The organism is Paraburkholderia sp. BL17N1 (assembly GCF_003634175.1).
In the GTDB taxonomy this organism is placed as follows: Bacteria; Pseudomonadota; Gammaproteobacteria; order Burkholderiales; family Burkholderiaceae; genus Paraburkholderia.
Genome location: NZ_RBIW01000001.1, coordinates 4,125,608 through 4,148,444 on the forward strand (window position 1 = coordinate 4,125,608; position 22,837 = coordinate 4,148,444).

Genomic DNA, 22,837 nt, shown 5'->3' on the forward strand with positions numbered 1-22,837 from the left:
CTATCGCGCTGTTGCGCCGTCTGCCGATGCCGAAGTAACAGGACAGGCAATCGACCTCAGGCGTTCGAATTCGGCGTAGCGCTGTCATTTTCGGTGCTGGGCCACGACTCACCTGCATGCCTCGCATCGGGACGCAGCCAATGTCTGCCCTGATGCGGGGGGAAGCTGCTTGCGAATCGCCGCTGCGCAACCGGTCAGCTTTTAGCGGCATACGAGACTTTGGCGCGGCTGACGCACGCGTCTGCATCAAAGGAGAAACACCATGGAAAAGTTGGCGGCGAAACTTCTGTTCGCGCGTGTCGCTGTCGTGTCGCTTTGCGCGTGCGCCGCGACGCTTGCGCAGGCTGGCGGGAATGGCAATGGCGGGTCTGGCGGCGGCGGTGCTCACGGTGCCGCGACCGCAGGCATGACGTACCACAGCGAGCCCGTCTCGAGCCCCTGGAACCGGGTTCCTGGCGACCTGAGCAAGAGCGCGGACACGGCGCATCAGGACATGCCCGGCATGACTCCCAACTACAACACTGTGCCGGATAAAACAGTGCAATGAATGCCTGAAAGCTTGCCGGCGCGAGACGGTTCATCGTCTGCGCGCCCGGCAAAATGTTCGCAATGACGCGCTGCCTCAGGTGGGAATGCCGCTGCCCGCGGCCGGTTTTGCATATCGACATTCGCATCGCGGCCACGCCAGAAAAACGTTACTTAGGGCCAGCCGGAAGACGTAATAGCCGATGGCGCTCGTCGCCTCTTCATTTCGCCAATTGCACTGGCAAGCGCATGAAGTTTTCGATGAGCCGCAGCAAGTCCGCCTCATCCGGCCGCGTACCCCATCGGCTGTATCCCGCAACCGACGCAATGGCGAACCAGGAATGCGGCGGAAACCATTCTGCTCGCACTGTCACGCCGCCGATGATTCGCAGTCGTCCTGTATCGCTGAGGAACTCAGCGTGAATCTCCTCATCGCCGACGGTTTTGCTGGCGACGACTGGCGTGGACCGAAGCATGAAGCCCTCCTGCGATTTCTGGCAGCTAAAAGCGGACGCTGTTGAACTGGCTCTCCCGAAGAAAACGAACCTAGCCGGGACGTTTGCATCCACCCGCCGAGTCAGCGACGAAGACCGAGGTTTTCCTGATGACGCTGCGCATTTGATACGCAAGTTGCATGCCGGACTGAGCAAACGCCCGATAGTCGAGCTTTTGCCCGGCGCGCATTTACGGGCCGCCTGGTTGGAGGGGGATTGCGTTTGTCGGATGCACGGAAGTGAACTGCGAGGCACCTGTTCTGTGCTGAACAGCGCGCTGCGGAAAGGTAACGCGATGTCCTCGCGCATCCCGCGGCCGACTCCCACAAGGTTCGAAAAGAGACCGCGCGACACGTGTACTCTTACGACTGAGCGAAATCGCCGTGGCACTGGAACAGCTGTGCCTCGACTCGGCCGCCGACGATAGCGCCCGAAGTCGTCGATGCCTATTCTGAAATGGTGAACGGTCTGGTCGCCCGATATTGCTCGGACGTGATGCGTTACACGACCAGCAGCTTCTTTCGCATGGAACTGAGGGACGCGCTGCAGCGGCACAGTGTCGCTACGTATATTTACGAGAGCCCCGAGGAGGCTTCGTCTCACGAGGCACGCTAAACGATGCACCCGCGAACAACGCGAGGTGCGTGCCGCCGCCAGCCCTGCTGATTGCGCGAGCCCGTTGACCGGTAAGCGTGACGAATCAACCCGTGTCGCCGCCCGCTACTGGCAACACCGTGCCGGTGATATAACCCGCCTCGTCTGAGGCGAGGAACAGGATCGGCGCGGCCTGTTCGTCGATGCTGCCGTAGCGCTTCAGGAAAGTCGATTCAGTGACCTGCTTCACCGCTTCGCCCATCCAGATTTTTTCCTGCTCGCTGTCGCCGACAGCATTGCGCGGGACACGTCGCGGCGGCGCATCGGTCCCGCCCGGCGCAGTAGCGACTACGCGGATGTTGTGCTCCGCGTATTCCATCGCCAGCGACTGCGTGATCGCGTTGACGCCACCCTTAGCCGCCGAATACGGCACGCGGCGAATCCCGCGCGTGGCGTTCGACGACACGTTCACGATGGTCCCGCCTCCGCGCTTGAGCAGGTACGGCAAGACTGCATGGCATGCGTACAGCGTCGGCATAAGCGAGCGGCGGATTTCCGCATCGATCTGCGCAGGCTCGAACTCGGCGAAGGGCCGCATGCGAATCGCGCCCCCCACGCCGTTAATCAGAATGTCGATGCCGCCGAACGCGCGCGCGGCGAAGGCCATCGCCGACGCGGCGCCTTCGTACGCCTCGAGATCGGCGACAAACCCGGCTGTTTCCGCGCCATGCGCTTCGGCGGCGATTTCCGCCACGAACCCGGCGCGATCCACGAACAGCACCTTGCCGCCTTCGGCTGCTGCGCGAAGCGCCACCGCGCGACCGATGCCCTGCGCGGCGCCGGTGACCACCACGACCTTGCCGGCGAATCGTTGCGTGTTCATGCGGTCCTCGGGGCGGCGTTAGGCGTGAACTTCTCGTAGTGGAAGCTGTTGGGCTTCACACCGTTGTCGTCGAAATGCTTGCGCACTGCGTCGACCATCGGCGGGGGTCCGCACAGGTACACGTCCACGTCGCCGTCATTGACGGCCTCCGCCGGCATATGCTGCGTCACCCAACCTTTGCGAGGATGGGTCGACTCCGTGTCGGCGACGACCGTGCTGTAGGTGAAGTTCGGCAACTTCGCCACGTAGGTTTCGATTGCATCGACCTGCACGAGGTCGAGGTCTCGCGTTACGCCGTAAATCAGATGGACTTTCTGCTGCGAATTCGCGCGAACCAGCACTTCAAGCATCGAAAGGAACGGTGCCAGGCCCGTGCCGCCGGCGAGGAACAGCAAGGGTCTCTCGACAGCGCGCAGATAGAAGCTGCCCAGCGGCCCGGTCAGCTCCACTTTGTTGCCTGCCTGCGCGGATTCGAGCCACGTGCTCATCACGCCACCGGAAATTTTCTTGATCAGAAAACTGATTTTCGATTCGCCCGGTGCCGACGAAAAAGAATATGAACGGTGCTGACCGCTGCCAGGCACGTCGATGTTGACATACTGGCCCGGCAGAAACACCGGGGCGGTTGCATCCACATCCAGTTCAAGCACGATGGCCGCATCGTTGTGCGCTTCGACCTTGGATACGGTCGCGGCGAACTTGCTCTGCTCAGTCTTGCATGCGGTGGATGATGCCGGCACCGCAATGACGCAATCGCTTTGCGGCACCATCTGGCAGGTGAGTACGAGACCACCTTCCTTTTCATCCTCGCTCAGCGCGTCTTCAATGTAGTCGTCGCCCAGGTCGTAGCTTCCACTCTCCGCGCGGCACTTGCAGGTGCCGCACACGCCGTCGGAGCAATCCATCGGCAGATTGATTTTTGCGCGAAAGGCGGCGTCGAGCACCTTCTCGCCCGCCTTGCATGTCACGAAGCGGGTCACGCCGTCTTCAAAATTCAGTGCAATGTTGTAGCTGGACATCTTGCCTCCTGTACTTCTCTGTTCCGCGGTGTTTGCGCTCAAACGTGATAGACGTCGAGTACCTGGCGGATGTAGTCGTCCTTCAATACGATGCGCTTGTAGCAGATCAACAGTTCATTGTTGACCTTGCGCAGAGTGACGAACATCGTGCCGAAAAACTGGTCGGTGGCTTTATAACGGTGGCTGAGCGTGTTGAAGTTGTAGCGCACGTCCACTTCGTTCTCGCGCTCGGCCAGCACTTCCACATTGGTGACGTTGTGACTGGTTCGCGGTTCTGGCATCGAGGCACTGCTGCGCTCGGTCTTGATGCGGAACACGCGGTCTTCCAGGCCGCCACGGTCCGGGTAATACATCAGCGAAATCTGACTCTCGTGGTCGTCGGTGAGTTGGTCATCGTCGTCCCACGCGGGCATCCAGTAGGTAACGTCCTCGGTATAGCAGGCAAGCCAGTCATCCCATTGACGGTCGTCGAGCAGGCGCGCTTCGCGGAACAGCGCGGCGCAAATTTTCTGGTGATCGAAGCTCATGCCAAAGCCTCCCCTCGTTCCTTCCTGAGTGCGTCGCGCATCACATGGACCCAGTACTCGTGCTGACACACAAACAGGCCTTCGTCTTCGCTTCGCTCGCCTGAAATGCGTGGTTTCAGACCCATATTTTTTGCATTTGTGTCGGCCCCTTCGACCCACAGCGGCGCACCGCGCGACAGGTCGTTCCACATTGCAGCGGTGCCGGCATAACCCGCCTGGCAGGCACGGAATTCTTCGAGGTCATCCGCGGTGCCCATGCCCGAGACGTTGAAGAAGTCTTCGTATTGGCGAATGCGGGTAGCCCGGTCGGATGCGCTCTCGCCCTTCGGTGCGAAACAGAAGATGCTGACTTCGGTCTTGTCCACGCTGATCGGACGTACGACGCGAATCTGCGTGCTGAACTGGTCCATCAGGAACACGTTCGGATACAGACAAAGATTGCGCGTCTGGTTGACGATGAAGTCCGCCTTCACCTCGCCCACGCGTGCCTTGATTTCGTCGCGGTATTGATAGACGGGCCGCACTTCCGGGTTCATCGTCCTGGTCCACAGCAGGATGTGGCCATGCTCGAACCCGTACACGCCCGCTACCGACTTGCTCCAGCTGTTTGCATCCACGGCCTTGGTGCCCTCGACCTTGCGCCGGTCCATCGTGGCGGCGTAATTCCAGTGCACAGTGCTGACGTGGTAGCCGTCGCAGCCGTTCTCCATCTGCATCTTCCAGTTGCCGTCGTAGATATACGAGGAATTGCCGCGCAACACTTCCAGCCCGTCCGAAGCCTGGTCGACGATCTGATCGATGATGACCCGTGTCTCGCCGAGGTAATCCTCGAGCGGAATCGCGTCCGCGTTGAGCGTGCCGAACAGGAAGCCGCGATAGCTCTGGAAACGTGCGACTTTTTTCAGATCATGCGAACCGTTGGTGTTGAATTGCACCGGATATTCGGTGGTCTTTACGTCTTTCACTTTCAGCAGCTTGCCGGTGTTGGCGAAGCTCCAGCCGTGGAAAGGACACGTGAAAGTGCCTTTGTTGCCGTGCTTTTTACGGCACAGCATCGCACCCTTGTGCGCGCAGGCATTGATGACCGCGTGCAATTCGCCGCTTTTGTCGCGGTTTACCACAACAGGCTGACGGCCAATCCAGGCGGTGTAGTAGTCGTTGTTATTGGGAATCTGGCTTTCATGCGCGAGATAGACCCAGTTGCTCTCGAAAATGTGCTTCATTTCGAGCTCGAACAATTCAGCGTTCGTGAAGATGTCGCGGCGGCAACGGAATACGCCGTTTTGTTTGTCGTCCTGAACCGCGGTGTGCAGCAGTTCATCGAGTTGCGAGGCTTTGTCGAAAGTTGCGGACATGAGTGCTCTCCTACGCGTGCTCCAACTCATGGAGCACGCGCATCAGTGTCGAAAGATTCTTGCGAAGGATTGAGCGGCAGCAGTGGTACGACGCAGCGGCCGCGTTCAGCGCTCAGGCGCTAGCAGACGCCCGCAGACGATGCACGAGCTGGTTATCCTTGCCCTGAATCAGCGGAGTCAACTCGATGTCGAACTGGATTTCCTTATACGCATCGGTCTTCATTCCCAGCGCAGTGCCGCCGGTCTTTTCAACCACGTGGGGAATCAGATCTTCGCGAGTGGCGTAAGCGAAGTCGTCCCAGATCAACGGATCACCCTCGATGTTGATTTGCGTCGTCAGCTTGCGGGAGTTGTCGGAGGTGACGAAGAAATGCACATGCGCGGGGCGGTTGCCATGGCGGCCGAGCACGTCCAGCAGTTGCTGGGTCGCGCCATGCGGCGGACAGCCATAGCCGACCGGCATGAGCGTACGGAACTCGTACTTGCCGTCGGAGCCGGTGCCGACCGCGCCGCGCAGATTGAAGTCGCTCTGCGCGCCGGTCGGGTCGAAGTGCGAATAGAAGCCTTTCGAGTTCGCGTGCCAGCATTCGACCAACGCGCCCGCTACGGGCTCGCCATCCGGGCCGGTTACCGTGCCGCGGATAACCAGTGGGCCGGCGTCATCGTCCGGATCGATGTCGATTTTCGCCACGCCATCGCGCACCGGCGCGCCGGCCACATACAGCGGACCTTCGATGGTACGCGGCGTGCCGCCGGTAATTTCAGCCGCCTTATCCTCCGCGTCCATGCGGATGTCGAGGTATTTCTCCAGACCGAGGCCGGCAGCCAGCAGCGCGGCTTCGCCGTCCTGGCCGAGCTTGTTGAAGTAGTGGACGCCGGCCCAGATTTCGTCGGGCGTCATGTCGAGGTCGTCGATGGCCTTGAACAGGTCGCCGAGCAGTCGATTGACTATCTGCTTTGCGCGAGCACCGCCGTCCTGGCTACCCACGTTGGTAGCGGCCTTCAGCAGGTCTTGCACCTCCTTCGTATCGAACACTTTGACGCTCATGTCTTCTCCTGAATCTCTATTTTCTGATCGGGTAAACCCTCGGTTTAGCGCCCTCCAGAATATGCCTGAGAGGTATAATGAGTGCTGAAACAGAGTGTGAATGCAGAATAATTGACCCGGGAAGGCGCCGTCCAACACTGATTTGGTATCGGTCTATATCTGTGAGGTATTGACATGGAACTGCGGCATCTTCGCTATTTCGTCGCCGTAGCCGAGGAACGCAATTTCACGCGCGCGGCACAGCGGCTCAACATGGCGCAACCGCCTTTGAGCCGGCAGATCCAGCAGCTCGAAGAGCTGCTCGAGGTGCAGCTATTCCAGCGTGATTCGCGTCCGTTGAAGCTCACCGAGACGGGTAAGTTCTTCTATGCTCACGCCGTGCAGTTACTGGCCCAGACGTCCGAACTCGAATCCATGACGCGGCGCGTGGGTAACATCGAGCGCAGCCTCTCTGTCGGTTTCGTGGGCTCGACGTTGTATGGAATGCTGCCCAAAATCATCCGGCGCTTTCGCGACGAAAACACTACCGTCGAACTCAGCCTTCACGAGATGTCGACAATGGACCAGATCCGAGCGCTAAAAGACGGTCAGATCGATGTCGGGTTCGGTCGTATTCGGCACGAGGACGCCAACATCCGCCGGGTGATTCTTCGCGAGGAGAAGATGATCGTTGCATTCCCGGAGGGCCATCCACTCTCACTAGCGAAACCCGTCCTTGGTCTCAGCGACCTGGTCAACGAAACGCTGATTATTTTCCCTAAGGCGCCGCGCCCTAGTTATGCAGACCAGGTGCTGTCGGCATTCGAAGACCGCGGTCTCAAGCCGCGCCGGATCTACGAAGTGCGGGAGTTGCAGATTGCGCTAGGCCTCGTAGCAGCGGGGGAAGGCATTTCTGTCGTTCCGAGTAGCGTGTACGGCCTGAAGCGAGACGATGTGAGCTACAAGGAACTGGACGACCCTACTCTGGTATCGCCAATCATCATGAGCATGCGTGCGCTCGACGAGTCGCGCGACATTCGGGAAATGCTTGAACTCATCTATCGGCTGTACGAGGAGGAGAAGATAAGCTTTGCACCCCGTAACGATTCGGGGCGGTGATGTTCGCCGTGCCCCGGGGTTTGGCGCCGGACGTCGACGGTGTTGGACAGGCCGTTTATTGGGCACGCGATACTTCAGCAACCCCTTTACTCCAATATGCGCGCGTTGCGACGAAATGCCTGCGGCGGTTGGTCGACTGTGCCTGTAGCGCAGCTTCCTGAAGTGGATACCTATTTTCCGTGTGCGACGAAGGGACTCACGAATCGTTGCGCAGAGAGTGCAGTTGCCGAACCTTGTCGAAAAGCCACTGGAAAACCGAATGGTCTGTCTCCTGCTCTGCAGGAATCGGCGTCATCAGCTTGCTGATTGCATTCTGACGATAGGCCAGCAGTTCACACATCTGCTTCGCCACTTGCGGATGCTCCTTCAGGAACGAAGTCATATCCTCCTTGCTTACCTGATATAGCAGGCAAGGGGTAATTGTCGCAATGGAAACGTGCATGGGAAGTCCGGCGAGCAGCCCCGTTTCGCCAAATGTTTCATCCGGTCCGATACGGGCAATTTCACGGGCGCCAGACGACTCAGTATAGGTAACGGCAAGTACGCCGGAGTGGACAATTGACAGACTATCCGGGACCGTTTCAGACGCCAGAACCTGTTGATTAGCCTGGTATTCGTGCCTGGAAAGTCGCGCTGCAAGCCGTGTGACTTCATCGCTTGTCAGGCTTTCGAATAGATTCACTCGTTTTAGAAGTGCTTCCTTGGCGTCATGCGCGGTTGCGGTTGGCGCGGGCATCCCTAGTGCACGCAGTGCCACACCTGATGCCGCGAGATGCCGATAACAGAGATCGAAAAGCTCGTTGGATGCAGATAGTTTTTTGGACATATCGTCGACAAAGCCAACCACCTCGTATTGCACCGAGTTCAATGTGGTGCGTTTCATGCGAGCGGAGGGAGCGGGAACGTCAAGGATGGCGTTGCACCCGGTCAGGGCGCGGCTTAAGGCGTCGAGCACGGTCTTCGGCCGTGCCTCCGGCTCAATCTCCAGGACCAGCGAGAGGCCGTGAACATTCGTCGGCCTGCTGTTGTTGGATATTTTTGCCTTTGCGGCGACGGCATTGGGAACAATAAGAGTGTTGCCCTGACCGGTCAGCAGATGCGTGGCGCGCCAGTTCATCTCGACGACCTTGCCTTCGACATCGTCAATCTCCACCCAGTCGCCGACAGAATACGGCTCCGTGGTATTGAGTACGATTCCCGCAAAGACGTCGCTGAGTGTGCTCTGGATTGCGAGGCCAAGCACAATGGCGAGGGCACCCGACGTAGCAACGAGTCCGCGCACCGGCAGTTCGAGGACAAACCCAAGAGCGGCCACGACCGCGGCGAGGAATACCACCGCGCCGAACACGTCCGAGAATAGCCGCTGCCGTCGCCAGGCGCTTGGTAGTAGCAGCGTATCGAGCGAAAGCGTAAGCAGACGCGCTGCCATCAGCCACCAGATTATTTCAAGCACCTGCCCGACCCAGTGCAATTCGACGGCGTCCGCGTAGGGCGCCTGGGTGAATGGGCTCAGGCCGGACGCGAAAAGTACCCAGCTCAACACCGAAAAAAGCGTAAGCCGTATCAGGAGCCGAGCGAATTCATGCGCGGGGAGTCGGAAACGCCACACGATGATGTCGAGAGCGACGATACCGAATCCCAGAATCAGTGGATATTTCACAGACGTTCCTCAGCAGGCGACCTTGGGAGGATATCTCATCGTCTACGACTCACAACCGCTGCAGGTTCAACTTGCTAGTGATGATCTGCGGCTAATCTACGGAAAAAACCCTGCCGCCGATATGCAGTTGATTCGCACCCGAAACGGTCCATTCGAGCTTGTCGTTTGCGAGCGAAGTTGCAATCGTGCCAATCTGTTTCAGGGCTTTCGGTCGGACCCGCAGGGGCGCCTGGAAAATCCGCACTGGCCGTGTGTCGCATCATTGCTACGCTTGTGGATTTATCGAGCGACCGCTCCAGATATTCGGCGAGTGCTCTCAGTAATTCCGGGGCGTGCTCCGGGTCGTCGGCGAATCCACTGTCAACCGGCACTTTGACCTCCCCTTTGCATGGGGCAAGTGACCACGCGTTTGCATTGTCACACTTGCCATCATGACACAGCGGGTGGGTCAGAGTCCGAGAACTCCCGCCCTGACTGCGCCGTGTGTCTCTCGGGCTGATTGCGTTTATCACCGTTGCTCGGCGGTGTGACAATACTGGGATTGACACAGTCCACTACTAATCCGAGGACACGTGCAGACAGATTCCCCCCAGCGTGCCAGTACGCTCAGCGAGATCCCCCGCGGCATCTGGATGCTGGGCTTCGTGAGCCTGTTCATGGACATCTCGTCCGAAATCATCCATAGCCTTCTGCCGATGTTCCTCGTGACAAGTCTCGGTGCGAGCGCCACGATGGTCGGCCTGATTGAAGGCGCGGCGGAGGCGGCTTCGCCCATCGTCAAGGTGTTTTCGGGCGCGCTGAGCGACTACCTTGGTAACCGGAAGTGGCTCGCGGTCATCGGATACGGCATGGGGGCGTTGAGCAAGCCACTGTTTGCACTGGCGCCCACCGCAGGCATCGTATTGACGGCACGTGTGGTCGACCGGGTAGGAAAAGGCATTCGGGGTGCACCGCGCGACGCGCTCGTGGCTGACATCACTCCCGCCCATCTGCGTGGCGCGGCCTATGGCCTGCGGCAATCGCTCGACACAATCGGCGCCTTTGTTGGACCGTTGCTCGCGGTCGCCCTGATGCTGCTGTGGGCGGACAACTTCCGTCGGGTATTTTGGGTCGCAGTCGGGCCGGGACTTGTCGCCGTTGCGTTACTCGTTTTCGGTATCAGGGAACCTGCACGGCAGCCGGGAGCAAAGCGCGTCAACCCGATTGAGCTCGACAGCCTGAAGAAACTGAGCGGGCCTTATTGGTGGGTCGTCGGCGTCGGTGCAGTCTTCACGCTCGCACGCTTCAGCGAAGCCTTCCTGGTGTTGCGTGCGATGCAGGGTGGTATCCCGATAGCCCTCGTGCCTCTCGTCATGGTGGCAATGAATGTCGTGTACTCGCTGTCGGCGTACCCATTCGGAAAACTGGCTGACTCGATGAGTCACACCGGGCTGTTGGCCGCCGGCATTCTGGTGCTCGTCGCATCTGACATCGTGCTGGCTCATGGCAACTCATGGCCAGTTGTGATAATCGGGGTAGCCCTCTGGGGGCTGCATATGGGGTTGACTCAAGGTCTGCTGGCGACCATGGTCGCGCAATCGGCACCGCCCGAGCTGAAGGGCACTGCATTCGGCTTCTTCAACCTGATGAGCGGGCTGGCGATGCTTGTCGCCAGTGTCGTTGCCGGTCAACTCTGGGACCGCTTCGGAGCGAGTACGACGTTCTATGCCGGGGCGGGTTTCTGTATCGCAACGCTGTTCGCGCTGGCGACCCGGCCATTGACACGCGACAGCAGGACATGACCTGGCGGCTACTTGACGAGCCGCGAGTGACAAATCAGTCGTCGTCTTCATGGCGATGGTGTTCCCATCCACGGTGCCGGCCGTGGTCATGCCACCGGCGCTCGTCGCCGTAGTCGCCTTCATAGCGATATCCGTAGCCATAGACCGGGGCCGGCGCGTAGACCACTGGCGGCGGCGCCTCGTACACGACCGGGGGTGGCGCGACATACATGGGACCAGGAACGCCCAGATAAACGCCGATGTCCGCGTGAGCGAAAGCCGCGCTGGACGCACAGGCAGCGGGAATTCCCACCGCGAGAAAAAGGGTAGCGCGCTTCATGAAGTTCTCCAGTCCTGCCCGGTTCTGGCGGATGCCAGACAACGACGAACGAGGCGGATTGTAGGGGGGCCAATCCGTAGCAGGTGCAGCCGGATTGTCAATTCTGTAACAGGCGGTAATCGGGAAATCTCGCCGGTTTTCGAGGTTGATTACGACACGCTCAGGGAGTCGCGCGAGACATGAACACGCTCACGGACCTAGACCGGCGGCGGCGCTGTGTAGTTGAAGTCACCAGCGCCCACTGGAAGGATGCGTGGTAGAGAATTGGAAGAGATTCCGGAAGCAAACTTTTTTGTGCGCTCATACGCACAAAAAAAAAGGCGTCACGTTGCCGTGACGCCTTAAAAAGTTCTAGCCATTCCGAGGGCCGTGCTAGAACCTGAGAGACGGTATTCGAAAGTTGGGCCTGCGATGCGGCGCCTGTACAGAGCGCCGTAGATCGTTACGGTGGACTATGAGAAGACACTCGGCACAGACACTGTGCGGGCCACGGCAGGTTCAGAACTTCAAAACGCGGAACCTGAAACCGTCTTTCGAAATGAGATTCCATTTTTTATGGTTATGCTGACTAAGTCAAGCAAAATCTAAAGACGGTTCGTTCGTGGCGGAAAAATATTCCGATACAATGAATCTTCCGATGAAAAATCACTTCGATGCCCCATGTTGGGGCCGCCGCCGGCGCTTTGAGAGAGGGCTCCAGCTTGGGCCGCGAAGAAAGAAATTGAAATAAAGTTCCAAAAAAACATATGAACCGACCCACGCGCTCCCAAGCTGCCGCGGACCCGACCAGAGACAAAGACGGCTCCGGCGACGAAGTCACCGCCCTCGCGCGCGGCCTGACCGTGCTGCGCTCGGTCGCCGCCGCGGACGCGCCGCTCAGCAACCGCGAACTGACCGAGTTGACCGGCATTCCCAAGCCCACCGTGTCGCGCATCACCGCGACGCTGGTCAGCGCGGGCTTTCTGTTCCGGCTGCCCGACAGCGAGCGTTTCGTGCTGACCTCGTCGGTGCTCGAGCTGAGCAACGGCTTCCTGCGCAACTTCGATATCCGCGCTCGCGCGCGGCCGTTCCTGATCGAGCTGGCCGAACGCACGGCGTTGTCCGTTCATCTGGCCGTGCGCGACCGCCTCGACATGGTGGTGATCGACGCGATCCGGCCGCGTTCGGCAGTGCTGGTGTCACGCCTTGAGATTGGCTCGCGCATGAATCTGAGCCGCACCGCCGTCGGCCGCGCCTATCTGGCCGCGCTCGAAGCACCGGAGCGGGAAAAATTGCTGATCGGCTTGCAGGCGGCTGAAGGCGACGACTGGGGCCACCTCAGCAGCCGGCTCGACAGCGCATTGCAGGAAACCATCGAGCGCGGCTTCGCGATTGCAACGGGCGAATGGCACGACGGACTCAACGCGATCGCACTCGGTTTCACAGGACCATCGGGCGAGCGCTATGCGGTCAATTGCGGCGGTTCAGCCGATCAATGCCCACGCGACTGGTTGATCTCGCGTGCCGCCCCGGCGCTGCTCGAGTGCGTCGCGAGAATCGTGCTGGAGATCGGCGGCACGCCGGGGCGCCGCCTGGATACCTGAAGCGGCCGCAGGGCTCGCCGGCGAGCGGCGGAGGCTTTTGCAGGCAATCCTGTAACCTTCGTAATCAACAGAAAAATACGCGGGTGGACTGTTACAGAGCCCGCGACGTAGGATCATGCCTTCCTGTCGCGGGACGCGCGCCCGGCTTGCGGTTTTCTCCTTCGATAACGTTCCGGCCGCCTGTTTCGATGCCGCATTGCGCTAACATCGCTGTCCCGCGCCTCGGGTAGGATCGCGCGGAACGAGCGCGGTGCACCCGTTGTCGAAACCGCCTGTCATGCCATTCGCGTGCCGCTCCGCCGAACTGTCGAAACGGCGCGAGCGCGCACGCGGCTCACATCCAAGCCAGTCACCTGACCGAACCGATGGACGAACAACAACAGCATTCGGAAACCACACGCCCTGTTCCTCCGGCTTCCCAACCGTCCTCCCGCAGCGGCCCCACCGGCACACCGAACCCGCCGCCAGGCATGGTGAAGCGGCACCGCGGCCGCAATATCGCGCTGATCATCGCCGCACTGGTCATCCTCGGGGTGGTGCTGTGGCGCTGGCACCCGTGGGGCAGTCCCGGCGGCGCAGCGAGCACGGGCGATGCGAGCGGCGCCCGCGCCGGCCGCGCTGGACGCGGTGCAGCGATGGGCAATATGCCGCAGCCCGTTCACGTGGCGGCCGCGACGCAGGGCGAAATGCCGGTGGTGCTGACCGCACTCGGCACGGTCACGCCGCTGGCCAACGTCACCGTGCTGCCGCAATTGAGCGGCGTGTTGCAGGACGTGTATTTCAAGGAAGGCCAGATGGTCAGGAAGGGCGACGTGCTGGCCCAGATCGACCCCCGCCCCTACCAGATCTCGCTCGACAACGCGCAAGGCACGCTCGCCCGCGACGAGGCCCTGCTGCAAACCGCCCGCCTCGACCTGAAGCGTTATCAGACGCTGCTCTCGCAAGACTCCATCGCCAGCCAGCAGGTGGATACGCAGGCCTCGCTGGTGCGTCAATACGAAGGCACGGTGAAGTCCGACAAAGCCAATGTTGACACCTACAAGCTCGACCTCGTCTACGCGCGCATCACCGCTCCGGTGTCGGGACGGGTCGGTCTGCGTCAGGTCGATCCGGGCAATTACGTCACGCCGAGCCTGACCAACGGCATCGTCGTGATTACGCAGTTACAGCCGATCAGCGTGATCTTCACGACCTCTGAAGACAACCTTCAGCAGATCATCCAGCAGACCCAGTCGGGCGCGAAGCTCTCGGTCACCGCGTATGACCGCAGCAACACCACCTCGCTCGAAGGCGGCATGCTCGAAACGCTGGACAACCAGATCGACACCACCACCGGCACGGTCAAGCTGCGCGCGATCTTCCAGAACAGCAAGAACCTGCTGTTCCCGAATCAGTTCGTAAATGCGCGCCTGCTGGTCGATACGATCAAGGACGCGGTGATCGTGCCGACGCCGGCCGTGCTCAATGGTTCGATGGGCCCGTTCGTGTACGTCGTGAAGGCCGATAACACCGTGACGGTGCGCCCGGTCAAGCTCGGCCCCGTGGATGGCGAGCGCACCAGCATCAAGTCCGGCCTGGCCGTCGGCGAGCGCGTCGTGATCGACGGTTCGGACCGTCTGAAGGAAGGCGCGAAAATTACGATTCCGGCCGACAAGCCTCGTGGTGCCTCAGGTGCCTCGGGCGCCCGTGGCGCGGCCGCTGCGTCGGGCGCATCCGGCGCCCACGCGCATCATGGCAAGCACGCGGCGCAAGCCTCGCAATAAAGGCACGGCACTTACCGCATGAATCCATCTCGCGCCTTTATCCTGCGTCCCGTCGGCACCGCGCTGCTGATGGCGGCGATCATGCTGGTCGGTCTCGTCGCGCTGCGCTTCTTGCCGCTCTCGGCGCTGCCCCAGGTCGACTATCCGACCATCCAGGTGCAGACCTTCTATCCGGGCGCGAGCCCGGACGTGATGACATCGTCGGTCACCGCGCCGCTCGAGCGTCAGTTCGGGCAGATGCCGTCGCTCAATCAGATGTCGTCGCAAAGCTCGGCCGGCTCGTCGATCATCACGCTGCAGTTCAGCCTCGACCTGCCGCTCGATATCGCCGAGCAGGAAGTTCAGGCCGCCATTAACGCGGCCGGCAATCTGCTGCCGTCGGACCTGCCCGCGCCGCCGATCTACGCCAAGGTCAATCCGGCCGACGCGCCGATCATCACGCTCGCGATCACCTCGAAGACGCTGCCGCTCACGCAGGTGCAGGATCTGGCCGACACGCGGCTCGCGCAGAAAATCTCGCAGGTGGCGGGCGTGGGTCTGGTGAGCCTGTCGGGCGGCCAGCGCCCGGCCGTGCGGATTCAGGCGAACCCGCGCGCGCTCGCTGCGTACGGTCTGAACCTGGACGACCTCCGCACCACGATTTCGAATTTGAACGTCAACACGCCGAAGGGTAACTTCGACGGTCCCACGCGCAACTACACGATCAACGCGAACGACCAGTTGACCGACGCCGACGCCTACAAGAGCGCCGTGATCGCGTACAAGAACGGCCGCGCGGTGATGCTGACCGACGTCGCCAACATCGTGCAGGGTGCGGAGAACACCAAGCTCGGCGCGTGGGTCGACGGCACGCCCGCGATCATTCTGAACGTGCAGCGCCAGCCGGGCGCGAACGTGATCCAGGTGGTGGACAGTATCAAGAAGCTGCTGCCGCAGTTGCAACAGGCACTGCCCGCCGCGCTCGACGTGGAAGTCGTCACCGACCGCACCACCACGATCCGCGCGTCCGTGCGCGACGTGCAGTTCGAACTGGCCATGTCGGTCGTGCTGGTCGTGCTGGTCATGTATCTGTTCCTCGCCAACGTCTACGCGACCATCATTCCGAGCCTCTCGGTGCCGCTCTCGCTGATCGGCACGCTCGCCGTGATGTACCTGTGCGGCTTCTCGCTCGACAACTTATCGTTGATGGCGCTGACCATCGCGACCGGCTTCGTGGTGGACGACGCGATCGTGATGATCGAGAACATCGCGCGTTACGTGGAAGAAGGCGAAGCCCCGCTCGAAGCCGCGATGAAGGGCTCGAAACAGATCGGCTTCACGATCATTTCGCTGACGGTCTCGCTGATCGCCGTGCTGATTCCGCTGCTCTTCATGGGCGACGTGGTCGGCCGGCTGTTCCACGAATTCGCCATTACGCTCGCCGTGACGATCGTGATTTCGGCGGTCGTGTCGCTCACGCTCGTGCCGATGATGTGCGCCAAACTCCTGCGTCACTCGCCGCCGCACGAGAGCCATCGTTTCGAAGCCAAGGCGCACCGCGCGATCGACTGGGTGATCGCGCGTTACGCGGTCGCGCTCACGTGGGTGCTGAACCGGCAACGCTCCACGCTGGTCGTTGCGGTGCTCACGCTGGTGCTGACCGGCGTGCTGTACGTGTTCATTCCGAAGGGCTTCTTTCCTGTGCAGGACACCGGCGTGATCCAGGCGATCACGCAGGCGCCGCAGTCGGTGTCGTATGCGTCGATGGCCGAGCGTCAGCAGGAACTTGCCGCGCAGATCCTCAAGAATCCGGATGTGGAAAGCCTGACCTCGTTCATCGGCGTGGACGGCAGCAATATCACGCTGAACAGCGGCCGCATGCTGATCAACCTGAAGCCGCGCGACGACCGCAGCAACACCGCAAGCGAAGTGATCCGCCAGTTGCAACGCGACGTCGCGCACATTCCCGGCGCGTCGCTCTACATGCAGCCGGTGCAGGATCTGACGATCGACTCGACCGTCAGCCCGACGCAGTACCAGTTCATGCTGACCGATGCGAACATCGGCGAATTCACTACATGGGTTCCCAAGCTGGTCGAACGGCTGAAGCAATCGCCCGAACTCGCCGACGTCGCCACCGACTTGCAGGACAACGGCCAGTCGGTCTACATCGAAATCGACCGCGCGACCGCGTCGCGTTACGGCATCACGCCGGCCACCGTGGACAGCGCGCTGTACGACGCGTTCGGCCAACGCATCATCTCCACCATCTTCACGCAGTCGAATCAGTACCGCGTGATTCTGGAAGCGCAACCGGCGATGCAGCATTACACCGAATCGCTGAAGTCGATCTATCTGCCCTCTTCCACCTCCACGGGCGGGCAGGTGCCGCTGTCGTCGATCGCGCGCTTCATCGAAAAGCCCGCGCCGCTGCTCGTCACGCATCTGAGCCAGTTCCCGGCCACCACCGTGTCGTTCAACCTCGCGCCGGGTTCGTCGCTCGGCGCGGCGGTCAAGGCGATCGATCAGGCGGAGAAGGATATCGGCTTGCCCGCGTCGTTCCAGACGCGCTACCAGGGCGCGGCGCTGGCGTTCCAGGCGTCGCTGTCGAACGAGCTGTTCCTGATTCTCGCGGCGATCGTCACGATGTATATCGTGCTGGGCGTGCTGTATGAGAGCTTCATCCATCCGATCACGATTCTCTCGACGCTGCCTTCGGCCGGCGTCGGCGCGCTGCTGGCGCTGCTGATCACCGGGCATGATCTCGACATCATCGGCATCATCGGGATCGTGCTGCTGATCGGTATCGTGAAGAAGAACGCGATCATGATGATCGACTTCGCGCTCTACGCCGAGCGCGAGGAAGGCAAACCGCCGCGCGAAGCGATCTACCAGGCGTGCCTGCTGCGCTTCCGGCCAATTCTGATGACCACGCTCGCCGCCCTGCTCGGCGCGCTGCCGCTGATGCTCGGCACCGGCGCAGGCTCGGAACTGCGCCGTCCGCTCGGTATCGCGATTGCCGGTGGCCTGATCGTCAGCCAGTTGCTGACGCTGTTCACCACGCCGGTGATCTACCTCGCATTCGACTCGCTCGGGCGCCGCGCGCGTGAGCGCTTCAATCGCGGCGGGCCGTCCAAAGGCGCCACGCCGCCCGTCAGCGATGCAGGGAACTGAGCGATGAATCTGTCGCGTCCGTTTATCTCCCGCCCGGTCGCCACCACGCTGCTGGCGATCGGCATCGCGCTGGCCGGCATTTTCGCGTTCACCAAGCTGCCGGTCGCGCCGCTGCCGCAGGTCGATTTCCCGACCATTTCGGTGCAGGCCTCACTGCCTGGCGCGAGTCCGGATACCGTGGCGACCAGTGTCGCCAGTCCGCTCGAACGGCATCTCGGTTCGATCGCCGACGTCACCGAAATGACCTCGTCGAGTTCGGTCGGCTCGACGCGCATCACCATGCAGTTCGGCCTGAATCGCGACATCGACGGCGCCGCGCGCGACGTGCAGGCCGCCATCAACGCGGCGCGCGCCGACTTGCCGGCGAGCTTGCGTAGCAACCCGACTTACCACAAGGTCAATCCCGCCGACGCGCCGATCCTGATTCTCGCGCTCACGTCGAAAACGCTCACGGCCGGCCAGTTGTACGACTCCGCGGCCACGGTGCTGCAACAGTCGCTGTCGCAGGTGGACGGCGTCGGCGAAGTGGATGTGAGCGGCTCGGCCAACCCGGCCGTGCGGGTCGAGCTGGAGCCGAATGCGCTCTCGCACTATGGCATCGGTCTCGAAGACGTGCGCGCGGCGCTCGCCGCGGCCAACGCGAACAGCCCGAAAGGCTCGATCGAATTCGGCCCGAACCGCGTGCAAATCTATACCAACGACCAGGCCAGCAAGGCGTCGCAATACAGGGACCTGGTCATCGCCTATCGCAACGGCTCGGCGGTGAAGCTCTCCGACGTGGCCGAGGTGGTCGATTCGGTCGAAGATCTGCGCAACCTAGGCCTCTTCAACGGCAAGCGTTCAGTGCTGGTGATCCTGTACCGCCAGCCGGGCGCGAACATCATCGACACCATCGACCGTGTCACGGCAATGCTGCCGCAACTGCACGCGTCGCTACCTGCGGACGTGGACATCGCGCCGGCCGCCGACCGCTCCACCACGATCCGCGCCTCGCTGAAAGACACCGAGCTCACGCTGGTGGTCGCGGTCGCGCTGGTGGTGATGGTGGTGTTCCTGTTCCTGCGCAACTGGCGCGCCACGCTGATCCCCAGCGTGGCCGTGCCGATCTCCATCATCGGCACGTTCGGCGCGATGTACATGCTCGGGTTCTCGATCGACAATCTCTCGCTGATGGCCTTGACCATTGCGACCGGCTTCGTGGTCGACGACGCGATCGTGGTGCTGGAGAACATCTCGCGGCATATCGAGAATGGCGTGCCGCGCATGAAAGCGGCTTTCCTCGGCGCACGTGAAGTCGGCTTCACCGTGCTGTCGATCAGCATTTCGCTAGTCGCCGTGTTCCTGCCGATTCTGCTGATGGGCGGGATTGTCGGCCGCCTGTTCCGCGAATTCGCGCTTACGCTCTCGCTCGCGATAGGCGTATCGCTGATCGTCTCCCTCACGCTCACGCCGATGATGTGCTCGCGCCTTCTGCGCGAGCCGCACGAGCAGAAGGAAGAAGGACGTTTCGGCCGCTGGCTGGAACGCGGCTTCGCGTCGATGCAGCGCGGCTATGAGCGCACGCTGGGCTGGGCGCTGCTGCATCCACGCCTGATCGTGACGATCCTGCTGCTCACCATCGGCCTGAACGTGTGGCTGTACATCATCGTGCCGAAGGGTTTCTTTCCGCAGCAGGACACGGGCCGGTTGATCGGCGGCATTCAGGCCGATCAGTCCACCTCGTTCCAGTCCATGAAAGGCAAGTTCGCGCAGATGATGGAGATCGTCGGCAAGAATCCGGCGGTGGAAAGCGTGGCCGGCTTTACCGGCGGACGCCAGACCAATTCCGGCTTCATGTTCGTGACGCTGAAATCGAAGTCCGAGCGCAAGGCCTCTGCCGATCAGGTGATCCAGCAACTGCGCGCGCCGCTCGGCGACGTGGCCGGCGCGCGGACTTTCCTGCAGGCGGTGCAGGACATTCGCGTCGGCGGACGGCAATCGAACGCGCAGTACCAGTTCACGCTGCTGGCCGATTCGACGCCCGACCTGTACCTGTGGGGCCCGAAGCTCACCGAGGCGCTGCAGGCGCGCCCCGAACTCGCGGACGTGAATTCCGACCAGCAGCAAGGCGGCCTCGAAGCGATGGTGACGATCGACCGCGCCACCGCGGCGCGCCTCGGCATCAAGCCCGCGCAGATCGACAACACCTTGTACGACGCGTTCGGCCAGCGCCAGGTGTCGACCATCTACAACCCGTTGAATCAGTATCACGTTGTGATGGAAGTCGCGCCGAAGTACTGGCAGAGTCCGGATATGCTGAAGCAGATTTACATCAGCACGTCGGGCGGCAGCGCGAGCGGCGCGCAGACCACCAACGCTCCGGCAGGCACGGTGACGAAGGAGACCGGCGCCGCGACAACCACGTCCACGAGCGCGACGACGGGCGGCACGGCGGGCACGACCGCTTCGAGCGCGGCGAGCATTGCCGCCGACTCCGCGCGCAATCAGGCGATCAATTCGATTGCGGCGAGCGGCAAGTCGAGCGCGTCGTCGGGCGCGGCGGTATCGACGGCGAAGGAAACGATGGTGCCGCTGTCGGCGATCGCGAGCTTCGGGCCGGGTAGCACGCCGCTTTCCGTGAACCACCAGAGCCAGTTCGTGGCCTCGACGATTTCGTTCAATTTACCGCCGGGCGTTTCGCTGTCGACGGCAACGCAGGCGATTTACGACACGATGGCGCAGATCGGCATGCCGGGGACTATCCACGGCAGTTTCCAGGGGACCGCGCAGGCGTTCCAGCAGTCGATGTCCGATCAGCCGATTCTGATTCTGGCCGCGCTGGCCGCGGTGTATATCGTGCTGGGGATGCTGTATGAGAGCTATATCCATCCGCTGACGATTCTGTCGACGCTGCCTTCGGCGGGCGTGGGCGCGTTGCTGGCATTGCTGTTGTTCAAGACGGAGTTCAGCATCATTGCGTTGATCGGGGTGATTCTGCTGATCGGGATCGTGAAGAAGAACGCGATCATGATGGTGGACTTTGCTATTGAAGCGTCACGGCATGGACTGTCCTCGCGGGATGCGATTTACCAGGCCTGTTTGCTGCGGTTCCGGCCGATCATGATGACGACGTTTGCTGCTTTGTTGGGGGCTTTGCCGCTGGCGTTCGGGCGCGGGGAAGGGGCTGAGCTTCGGGCGCCGCTGGGGATTGCTATTGTGGGTGGGTTGATTGTTAGTCAGATGCTCACGCTTTATACGACGCCGGTTGTGTATCTTTATATGGATCGGATTCGGGTCAGGTGGGAGGGCCGGAAGGGTCGGCGGGCTGGGGCGGCTGCTAGTTGATGGTTGTTGTGGTGCGCGGTTTTTTTTTTGTTGTTGGCCTTTTCTTGATTTGTTTGTGGTCTATTAGCGTTGCCCCTGTGCGGGGCGGCACTTACTTCTCTTTGCCGGCCGCAAAGAGAAGTAAGCAAGAGAAAGCGGCTCACACCGCTAGTTCTTAAGCGGGTCCCCCGCACAGCCACGGTAGTGGTGCATCTGGAATCAGTGCTCTCGCACATTCGGCGTGAGTGACACAGCAGTCATTTTTCCGGGACCTATCCGTAATTTCGTGGGCGGGGCATATCATGAGGGATCAAGGTCATGGATATGCCGATGAAAAAGAAACGCACCGTCGCGTCTCAGGCAGCGGCCCGCGGGCCGCTGCCTGAACTGCCTGAAGCGCTGCTGGATGAACTGGTGAAGGGTCCGATGACGCCCGCCGAGGTTCAGGACCTGATGCTGGCGTTCAACAAGGCGCTCATCGAGCGCGCGATGGGCGCCGAAATGAACATGCATCTGGGCTACCGGCCCGGCCAGCCCAAGCCTGCGGAGCAGACCAATGAACGCAACGGCGCCAGCGGCAAGACAGTCATCACCGAGCGTGGCCCGGTGCGGGTCGATCTGCCGCGCGACCGTGAAGGCAGCTTCGAGCCGATCCTGATTCCCAAACACGAGCGCCGTTTCACGGGCTTCGACGAACGCATCATTGCCATGTACGCACGCGGCATGAGCGTGCGCGAGATCCAGGCGTTTCTGGCCGAAAGCTATGGCACCGAGGTCTCGCCCGACTTCATCAGTTCGGTCACCGATGAGGTGATGGCCGAAACGCTTGCCTGGCAAAGCCGTCCACTTGAGCCGATGTACCCGGTGGTGTTCTTCGACGCGCTGCGCGTGAAGATCCGTGGTGACGGTGTGGTGAGCAATAAGGCGGTGTATCTGGCGCTGGGCATTCAGGCCGACGGCCAGCGCGACGTGCTCGGCCTGTGGATCGAGCAGACCGAAGGTGCGAAGTTCTGGCTGAAGGTGTTCAATGAACTGAAGACCCGGGGCTGCCAGGACATCCTGATCGCGGTGGTCGACGGCCTGAAGGGGCTGGCCGAGGCGATCGGCACGGCGTACCCGCGCACGGCCGTGCAGACCTGCATCGTGCACCTGATCCGCAACAGCCTGGAATACGCCAGTTACAAGGACCGCAAAGGCGTCGCCGCAGCGCTGCGTCCGGTCTATGCCGCCGCGAACGAACAGGCCGCGCAGCAGGCCCTGGAGGCCTTTGCCGAAGGGCCATGGGGCGCGAAGTATCCGACCATCGTGCAGTCGTGGCGACGGGCGTGGGAGAACGTCACACCGTTCTTCGTGTTTCCGCCCGACATACGCCGTGTCGTCTACACCACGAATGCCATTGAGAGCCTGAACATGCAACTACGCAAGATCATCAAGACCCGCGGCCACTTCCCCAACGACGAGGCCGCCATCAAGCTATTGTGGCTGGCATTGCGCAACGTGCTGGCGAAGTCTGTACGGGCGGCATTCGACTGGTCCTCCGCCATGAACCAGTTCGCTATTCTGTTTGGAGAGCGTTTTACCAACGCACGCGGGTAACTCCGCTAACCGCCTCGCACACAAAAATGCGGACAGGCTCTTTTTCCGGCGGCGCTGCGCGCGCCGAAGCGCCGTTCATAACGCCTCCCGTACGTTCAAATCGCCAGTACCCCCGACACTTTTACTGCCGCTGCTG

At 61.4% G+C, this 22,837-nt stretch carries 16 protein-coding genes; 8 read left to right on the forward strand and 8 right to left on the reverse strand.

Annotated elements, in window-relative coordinates; genetic code table 11:
- Positions 1-262: 262 nt before the first annotated feature.
- Positions 263-547, forward strand: a complete 285-nt coding sequence (locus B0G82_RS18580; RefSeq protein ID WP_116142287.1) for a hypothetical protein — start codon at positions 263-265, stop codon at positions 545-547.
- A gap of 199 nt (positions 548-746) precedes the next feature.
- Here the strand turns inward: B0G82_RS18580 and B0G82_RS18585 are convergent, their stop codons facing one another.
- From B0G82_RS18585 to catA, 6 genes are all read right to left on the reverse strand, one after another.
- The gene (locus B0G82_RS18585) at positions 747-1,001 is read right to left on the reverse strand and encodes a hypothetical protein (RefSeq protein WP_121308385.1); all 255 of its coding nucleotides are present in this window, start codon (positions 999-1,001) and stop codon (positions 747-749) included.
- 718 nt (positions 1,002-1,719) lie between these two features.
- Positions 1,720-2,496, reverse strand: coding sequence for a benzoate diol dehydrogenase BenD (benD, locus tag B0G82_RS18595; RefSeq protein WP_121308386.1), 777 nt, complete (start codon positions 2,494-2,496; stop codon positions 1,720-1,722).
- Entirely contained in the window at positions 2,493-3,515 is a 1,023-nt protein-coding gene (benC, locus tag B0G82_RS18600) for a benzoate 1,2-dioxygenase electron transfer component BenC (protein WP_121308387.1), read from the reverse strand. Before benC ends, benD begins: the two co-directional genes overlap by 4 nt.
- 38 nt (positions 3,516-3,553) lie before the next feature.
- On the reverse strand, positions 3,554-4,042 hold the full coding sequence (benB, locus tag B0G82_RS18605) for a benzoate 1,2-dioxygenase small subunit (protein WP_121308388.1): 489 nt from the start codon (positions 4,040-4,042) through the stop codon (positions 3,554-3,556).
- Complete coding sequence (locus tag B0G82_RS18610) at positions 4,039-5,397, reverse strand: Rieske 2Fe-2S domain-containing protein (protein ID WP_121308389.1); 1,359 nt, start codon at positions 5,395-5,397, stop codon at positions 4,039-4,041. The genes benB and B0G82_RS18610 overlap by 4 nt, the downstream gene beginning before the upstream one ends.
- Positions 5,398-5,509: 112 nt before the next feature.
- Positions 5,510-6,445 carry a catechol 1,2-dioxygenase gene (gene catA / locus B0G82_RS18615; protein WP_121308390.1) on the reverse strand — a complete coding sequence of 312 codons (936 nt, stop codon included), beginning with the start codon at positions 6,443-6,445 and terminating at the stop codon, positions 5,510-5,512.
- 174 nt (positions 6,446-6,619) lie between these two features.
- Here catA and B0G82_RS18620 point away from each other — a divergent pair, with 174 nt between their 5' ends.
- Positions 6,620-7,543, forward strand: a complete 924-nt coding sequence (locus B0G82_RS18620; RefSeq protein WP_121308391.1) for a LysR family transcriptional regulator — start codon at positions 6,620-6,622, stop codon at positions 7,541-7,543.
- A 196-nt stretch (positions 7,544-7,739) separates the two neighbouring features.
- Here the strand turns inward: B0G82_RS18620 and B0G82_RS18625 are convergent, their stop codons facing one another.
- Positions 7,740-9,203 (reverse strand): mechanosensitive ion channel family protein, encoded by a 1,464-nt coding sequence (locus B0G82_RS18625; RefSeq protein ID WP_121308392.1) that lies wholly within the window; start codon positions 9,201-9,203, stop codon positions 7,740-7,742.
- Positions 9,204-9,775: 572 nt separating this feature from the next.
- Between B0G82_RS18625 and B0G82_RS18630 the strand changes: the two genes are divergently transcribed.
- A complete protein-coding gene (locus tag B0G82_RS18630; protein WP_121308393.1) occupies positions 9,776-10,984 on the forward strand; it encodes an MFS transporter in 1,209 nt (402 codons plus the stop codon).
- Between the two features lie 34 nt (positions 10,985-11,018).
- Here B0G82_RS18630 and B0G82_RS18635 read toward each other — a convergent pair whose 3' ends face one another.
- Positions 11,019-11,303, reverse strand: a complete 285-nt coding sequence (locus tag B0G82_RS18635; protein ID WP_106284525.1) for a hypothetical protein — start codon at positions 11,301-11,303, stop codon at positions 11,019-11,021.
- A 746-nt stretch (positions 11,304-12,049) separates the two neighbouring features.
- Between B0G82_RS18635 and B0G82_RS18640 the strand changes: the two genes are divergently transcribed.
- From B0G82_RS18640 to B0G82_RS18660, 5 genes are all read left to right on the forward strand, one after another.
- Entirely contained in the window at positions 12,050-12,886 is an 837-nt protein-coding gene (locus B0G82_RS18640) for an IclR family transcriptional regulator (RefSeq protein WP_121308394.1), read from the forward strand.
- Positions 12,887-13,251: 365 nt separating this feature from the next.
- Positions 13,252-14,649 (forward strand): MdtA/MuxA family multidrug efflux RND transporter periplasmic adaptor subunit, encoded by a 1,398-nt coding sequence (locus tag B0G82_RS18645; RefSeq protein WP_121308395.1) that lies wholly within the window; start codon positions 13,252-13,254, stop codon positions 14,647-14,649.
- Between the two features lie 18 nt (positions 14,650-14,667).
- On the forward strand, positions 14,668-17,802 hold the full coding sequence (locus B0G82_RS18650) for an MdtB/MuxB family multidrug efflux RND transporter permease subunit (RefSeq protein ID WP_121308396.1): 3,135 nt from the start codon (positions 14,668-14,670) through the stop codon (positions 17,800-17,802).
- A 3-nt stretch (positions 17,803-17,805) separates the two neighbouring features.
- Positions 17,806-21,126, forward strand: coding sequence for an efflux RND transporter permease subunit (locus B0G82_RS18655; RefSeq protein ID WP_121308397.1), 3,321 nt, complete (start codon positions 17,806-17,808; stop codon positions 21,124-21,126).
- A 309-nt stretch (positions 21,127-21,435) separates the two neighbouring features.
- A complete protein-coding gene (locus tag B0G82_RS18660) occupies positions 21,436-22,701 on the forward strand; it encodes an IS256 family transposase (RefSeq protein ID WP_116148735.1) in 1,266 nt (421 codons plus the stop codon).
- Positions 22,702-22,837 lie beyond the last annotated feature (136 nt).

Coding starts and splice junctions, on each gene's coding strand:
- B0G82_RS18610 (WP_121308389.1), bottom strand. CDS start 5,397: ATGTCCGCAACTTTCGACAAAGCCTCGCAACTCGATGAACTGCTGCAC.
- B0G82_RS18640 (WP_121308394.1), top strand. CDS start 12,050: ATGAACCGACCCACGCGCTCCCAAGCTGCCGCGGACCCGACCAGAGAC.
- B0G82_RS18645 (WP_121308395.1), top strand. CDS start 13,252: ATGGACGAACAACAACAGCATTCGGAAACCACACGCCCTGTTCCTCCG.
- B0G82_RS18620 (WP_121308391.1), top strand. CDS start 6,620: ATGGAACTGCGGCATCTTCGCTATTTCGTCGCCGTAGCCGAGGAACGC.
- B0G82_RS18655 (WP_121308397.1), top strand. CDS start 17,806: ATGAATCTGTCGCGTCCGTTTATCTCCCGCCCGGTCGCCACCACGCTG.
- benC (WP_121308387.1), bottom strand. CDS start 3,515: ATGTCCAGCTACAACATTGCACTGAATTTTGAAGACGGCGTGACCCGC.
- benB (WP_121308388.1), bottom strand. CDS start 4,042: ATGAGCTTCGATCACCAGAAAATTTGCGCCGCGCTGTTCCGCGAAGCG.
- B0G82_RS18635 (WP_106284525.1), bottom strand. CDS start 11,303: ATGAAGCGCGCTACCCTTTTTCTCGCGGTGGGAATTCCCGCTGCCTGT.
- benD (WP_121308386.1), bottom strand. CDS start 2,496: ATGAACACGCAACGATTCGCCGGCAAGGTCGTGGTGGTCACCGGCGCC.
- B0G82_RS18660 (WP_116148735.1), top strand. CDS start 21,436: ATGAAAAAGAAACGCACCGTCGCGTCTCAGGCAGCGGCCCGCGGGCCG.
- B0G82_RS18650 (WP_121308396.1), top strand. CDS start 14,668: ATGAATCCATCTCGCGCCTTTATCCTGCGTCCCGTCGGCACCGCGCTG.
- catA (WP_121308390.1), bottom strand. CDS start 6,445: ATGAGCGTCAAAGTGTTCGATACGAAGGAGGTGCAAGACCTGCTGAAG.
- B0G82_RS18585 (WP_121308385.1), bottom strand. CDS start 1,001: ATGCTTCGGTCCACGCCAGTCGTCGCCAGCAAAACCGTCGGCGATGAG.
- B0G82_RS18580 (WP_116142287.1), top strand. CDS start 263: ATGGAAAAGTTGGCGGCGAAACTTCTGTTCGCGCGTGTCGCTGTCGTG.